Consider the following 5,061-nt stretch of genomic DNA (forward strand, 5'->3'; position numbering starts at 1 on the left):
CCGGCGTCGTGCGGGCATTCCTATGCAGGTTCATCCGGTCCCCTGAGATCAGCTGAGTCTTCGCAACACCAGCCTTCCCGGTCCGGACCGGATGGACAACCTATTGGCACCTCACATCTAGGCGGGCCCGGGTGACGGCGAGCGCCGCGCCCGACCGGGGCCGCCTCAGCCGATGGCGGCGACCTGGGGCGGGCGGCTCTCGCGCACCTCGTCCCAGATTCTGAGCACGCCGAGCTGGGAGAGGGATCCGAAGAGCCGCTGGAGGTTGCCGCCGGTGGTCAGGAGGGCGGGGAAGACCGCCGGCAGGGCCAGCGCCTGGGCCGGGATAATGATGCCGTCGCGGGTTCGGACCACCCAGCCCGCGCCGGCCATGCGCCGGACGTGGCGGCGCACGGTTTCGGCCGGCATGCCGATGCGCCGGGCGACCTCGCTGACCGAGACCGGCTTGCGGAGCGCATCGTCCGCCATGTCCTTGGCCTCCCACCCCTCGCCGCCCCGGTGTTCGGCGGTGAGATGCTCGGTGTTGCTGCGGAAGATCTCGAGCAGGATGAGCGCGTCGGCCGGGCCGCCCGCGCGGCTGACCGTCTCCACGAAGCGCAGGACGAAGGTCCCGACCAGCCGCGAGACCGCGCGGAAAGGCATGACGCCGGGCGCCAGGTCGACCGTGGGCGGCGGCAGATCGTCCAGCAGGCCGAGGTCCGAAAGCTGGTAGTAGAAGGCCCGCAGGCGCTCATAGCCCCGGAAGGCTGCGACGGCGTACGCCGGATCGGCGAGGACGGCGGTCGGCACGATCACCCCCCCGTCAACGAAGCGGACGAAGCCGTCCGCGGCCATGGCCTTGACGCGGCGGCGCACCGTTTCGAACGGCAGGTTCAGCGAGTTCGCCAGGGCGTTCATGCTGACCGGCCGGCGCATCTCGTCGGGCGGCGGGGCGTCGGCCTCGGCGAAGGCGACCTGGACGTCCGCATGGCGGACGATGTCGGCGATGTTGGCCTGGATGATGGCGCTGGCCAGCAGGGTGTCGACGACGTCGGAATCGCCGCGCGCGATGGCGATGGTGTCGAGCAGATAGGCGGCCAGCGCCCGCGCGATCAACCGCAGGCGGCCGATCTGCCCGTCGTTGCCCGGATTGCCCTGTCCCTGCCTCACGGTCCTCCTCGACTGGCGCTACGCGGGCACCTTGAGGCGCCGAAAAGGGGCCGGGCAAGCCTTCCGCGACCCATTTCGAGCGCTTTGCGACAAAGCCCTCGAGCGCTCAGGCGGCGGCCGTCCCGGCGGCGCGCTCGCGGTCCCAGAGCTGCAGCACGCCCAGCCGGGACAGCGCCGACATCAGGCGTTGCGCGTGGCCGGCGTTGGCCTCGAGCGCGCCCTGGAAACGGGGCTGGGCCAGGACCTCGGCCGGGATGACGAGCCCGGCGGTGGTCCTGGCCAAATGACCCCGTTCGGAAAGGCGCAGGACGTGGCGGCGGACGGTCTCCGGCGACATGCCGAGCCGGCGCGCCAGGGCCGAGATCGAGGCGGGGCGGCGCAGGCGGTCGGGCTCCAGGTCGGCGGCCGTGGTCCCTTCGCGGCCCAGGGGCGCGGGCGGCCAGCGCTCGGTGTTGCTGCGGAACACCTCGAAGAGGATGACGGCGTCCAGCAGCCGCCCGATCTGGCCGAGATCCTCGGCCACCCGCAGCATGTAGGACCCGATGAGGCGCCACACCGTCCGGACCGGCGGCTCGCCCGGCCCGATCTCGGCGGTGGGCGGCGGCAGGTCGCCCAGCAGGCCGAGGCCGCGGATCTGGCCGTAGAAGGCCCGCGTCCGTTCATAGCCCTCGGCGTCCTTGGCGAACGCGGGGCTCATGAGGACGGCGGCCGGCACGATCACGCCGCCCTCGACGAAGCGGCAGTGGCCGGCGGCGGCCAGGGCCCCGATGCGCCGGCGCACGGTTTCGAAGGGCAGATTGAGCGAGTTGGCGATGGCGTTCATGCTGACGGGGCGCCGCAGCTCGTCGGGCGGCGGCCGGTCGGCCTGGGCGAAGGCGAGCTGCAGGTCGGCGCGGGCGCGGATTCCCGCCACATTGGCCTGGATGATCGCCGCGGCGATCAGGGTGTCGAGCGGATCGCCTTCGCCCCGGGCGATGGCCAGGACATCCAGGAGGTAGGCGGACGCGAGCCGGCTCAGCAGGCGTCGCCGGCGGATGGCGTCATCGCCTCCCGCCCGCTCGTCAGGCGCGACCACCCTGTCTCCCCGAACCATGGGTTGACCATGCGTTCGAAATCGAACGTCCGCAAGACCGAGGTTACCTGAGCCTCAGGCCCAGGGGCTGCGCGCGGCCCCGCTTCGGGCTCCGCCTTGGCCGCCGGTCACGGGCACGGCCGTGCCGGCGCGCGGCGCGGCGGCGCGGCGCGGGGAGCCGCCCATCCGCATCAGCGCGGCCACGCGGTTCTCGGTCGCCGGGTGGGTGGAGAACAGGCTGTCGCCCTTGCCCCCCGCCAGGGGGTTGATGATGAACATGTGGGCCGTGGCCGGGTTGCGCTCGGCGTCGGGGTTGACATAGCCGCCCCGGGCGTAGGCCTCGATCTTGCGCAGGGCCGAGGCCAGCGCCTCGGGATCGCCCGACATCTCGGCGCCGTGGCGGTCGGCTTCGTACTCGCGGCCGCGGCTGATGGCGAACTGGACGAGGGCGGCGGCCATGGGGGCCACCAGCGAGACCACGATCATCGGCACGATCCCGGCGGGCCGGCCCTCGGAATCCCGCCCGCCGAAGAAGAAGGCGAAGTTGGCCAGCGCCGAGACGGCGCCGGCGATGGTCGCCGTGACGGTCATGGTCAGCGTGTCGCGGTTCTTCACGTGCGCCAGCTCGTGGGCCATGACGCCGCGGATCTCGCGGCGGTCGAGCATGCCGAGCAGGCCGCGCGTGGCGGCGACGGCGGCGTGGGCCGGATCTCGGCCGGTGGCGAAGGCGTTGGGCTGGTCCTGGTCGATGACATAGACCCTGGGCCGGGGCAGGCCCGCCCGGTCGGCGAGCTCGTACACGTCGGCCAGGTAGTTGCGCAGCAGCGGTTCCGGCGTGGCCGGATCGACCTCGCGGGCCCGGTACATCCGCAGCACGATCTTGTCGGCGTTCCAGTAGCTGACGAGGTTCATGCCGGCGGCGAGCACGAAGGCGACGGCCATGCCGGTCGGCCCGCCGACGACGTAGCCCACGCCCACGAACAGCGCGGTGAGCGCGGCCAGAAGCATGAAGGTGCGAAGATGGTTGCGCATGGTCCCTTTCATCTCGGTACGGGGCCGAATGACCCCGGCGCGAATATGGGGATTCGCCCCGAGCGCCGCAAAGCGGCGGCCCTCGAAGGAAAGGAACCACGGATTTCACGGATATTCGTCTGCGCCGTGATCCGTGAAATCCGTGAAATCCGTGGTTTGAAAGAGGGCCTCCGCTTGCGCGGAGGCGGCCTCTCAGCGCGTGGCGCGGCGGCGGGCGGGCTGGGCGGGGCGGGAGGCCTGGAGCATCTCCGCCATGGCCTCGCCGGACATCGGGCGGGCGAAGAAGTAGCCCTGCATCCGGTCGCAGCCGGCCGAGCGCAGGAACAGCGCCTGGGCGTGGTCCTCGACGCCCTCGGCCACGATGCTGACCCCCAGGGCGCGGGAGGCGTGCAGCATGGACGCCACCAGCTTGGAGACCCGGGCGTCGCGGCCCACGTCGGCGATCAGCGAGCGGTCCAGCTTCACGGTCTGGATCGGCAGGTGCATCAGCGCGCGCAGGTTCGAGTAGCCGGTGCCGAAGTCGTCCAGGGCGATGGAGACGCCCTTGGCCGCCAGCCGCTCGATGTGGCGCCGGGCCAGCGCCAGGTCCTGCAGCAGGAAGGTCTCGGTGATCTCGACGGTCAGCGCGGTGGCCGGCAGGTCGGTGCGCGCCAGACGGGCGATCAGCTTGCGCGAGAAGCCGGGGTCCAGCAGGTCGCGCGGACTGACGTTGCACGAGACGAGCTCGATCAGCCCCTCGGCGACCCAGGGGGCGGCCAGCCGGCAGGCGGCGTCGAACACGGCCTCGTCGATGGCGTGGATCAGGCCCAGCTCCTCGGCCATGGGTACGAAGGCGGCGGGCGCGAGCAGGCCCTGCTCGGGATGGTTCCAGCGGGCCAGCACCTCGACGCCCACCGTGGCGCCGGTGGAGGCGTCCACCACCGGCTGGAACCAGGGGACGATCTCGCCGGCGGGAATCGCGCGGCGCAGTTCGGCCTCCAGGGTGCGCCGCCGCTCGCTCTCGGCGCGCAGTTCGGCGTCGAAGGCAGACCACCGGCGCCCGCCGCGGGTCTTCACCCGGTAGAGGGCCATGTCGGCGAAGCGCTGGAGGTCCGAGGCGTCGGCGGCGTCCTGCGGATAGACGGCGACGCCCACCGAGGCGCCGGGTGAGACGTGGCGGCCGTAGATGGTCTGGGCGGCGCTCACCACCTGCACGAGGCGGGCGGCGCGGCGGCCGACGTCCTTGACGTCGGAGACCACCGCGAATTCGTCTCCGCCGAGGCGGGCGGCGATCTCGCCCGGACCGCAGTCGGCCAGCAGGCGCTTGCCGAGTTCGGCCAGCAGGAGGTCGCCGGCATGGTGGCCGAGGGTGTCGTTGAGGTGCTTGAAGCGGTCGAGGTCGACGACGAACAGGGCGATCTGGCCGCCGTGGGCGCGGGCCTGCTCCAGCCGTTCGCACAGGAGGGTGGTGAAGGCGCCCCGGTTGACGAGGCCGGTGAGGGAATCGGTCTGGGCCTGGCGCAGAGTCAGGCCCCGCTCGGCCTCGAGCATGGCCACGCGCGCGGCCAGTTCCGCATAGGATTCCCGGTTGTCGGACACGGCCCGGCGTTCTGCCTCACCATCACGAAGGCAGCACCTTGGTCAGGTGAGGCGAACGCCGAGTTAAGCGATATGGCTAACGCGCGCCTTCTTGCCCTTCAGGCGGCGTGATCTGCCCTTCCCACTTGGCGACGACGGCGGCGGCGACGGAGTTGCCGACGACGTTGGTGGCGGATCGGCCCATGTCGAGGAGGTGGTCGACGGCGAGGATGAGGAGCAGGCCGGCCTCG

General features: G+C 72.1%; 5 protein-coding genes. All 5 read right to left on the reverse strand.

The features are described from left to right. Positions 1–165: 165 nt before the first annotated feature. A complete protein-coding gene (locus tag ACK4TT_RS18100) occupies positions 166–1,149 on the reverse strand; it encodes a winged helix-turn-helix domain-containing protein (protein WP_410213618.1) in 984 nt (327 codons plus the stop codon). Positions 1,150–1,255: 106 nt separating this feature from the next. Further along, entirely contained in the window at positions 1,256–2,224 is a 969-nt protein-coding gene (locus tag ACK4TT_RS18105) for a DeoR family transcriptional regulator (protein ID WP_410213619.1), read from the reverse strand. A gap of 72 nt (positions 2,225–2,296) precedes the next feature. After that, positions 2,297–3,253, reverse strand: coding sequence for a zinc metalloprotease HtpX (htpX, locus tag ACK4TT_RS18110; RefSeq protein ID WP_410213620.1), 957 nt, complete (start codon positions 3,251–3,253; stop codon positions 2,297–2,299). 192 nt (positions 3,254–3,445) lie between these two features. Then, positions 3,446–4,831 (reverse strand): putative bifunctional diguanylate cyclase/phosphodiesterase, encoded by a 1,386-nt coding sequence (locus ACK4TT_RS18115; protein WP_409642653.1) that lies wholly within the window; start codon positions 4,829–4,831, stop codon positions 3,446–3,448. 76 nt (positions 4,832–4,907) lie between these two features. Continuing rightward, positions 4,908–5,061, reverse strand: a 154-nt coding sequence (locus tag ACK4TT_RS18120; protein ID WP_409642655.1) for a cation:dicarboxylate symporter family transporter, incomplete at its 5' end; no start/stop codon positions are given.

It is taken from the genome of Phenylobacterium sp., from assembly GCF_046463815.1.
Classification (GTDB): Bacteria; Pseudomonadota; Alphaproteobacteria; order Caulobacterales; family Caulobacteraceae; genus Phenylobacterium.

Excerpts from the sequence above, each read along its gene's own strand:
- htpX (WP_410213620.1), bottom strand. The coding sequence starts at position 3,253 with ATGCGCAACCATCTTCGCACCTTCATGCTTCTGGCCGCGCTCACCGCG.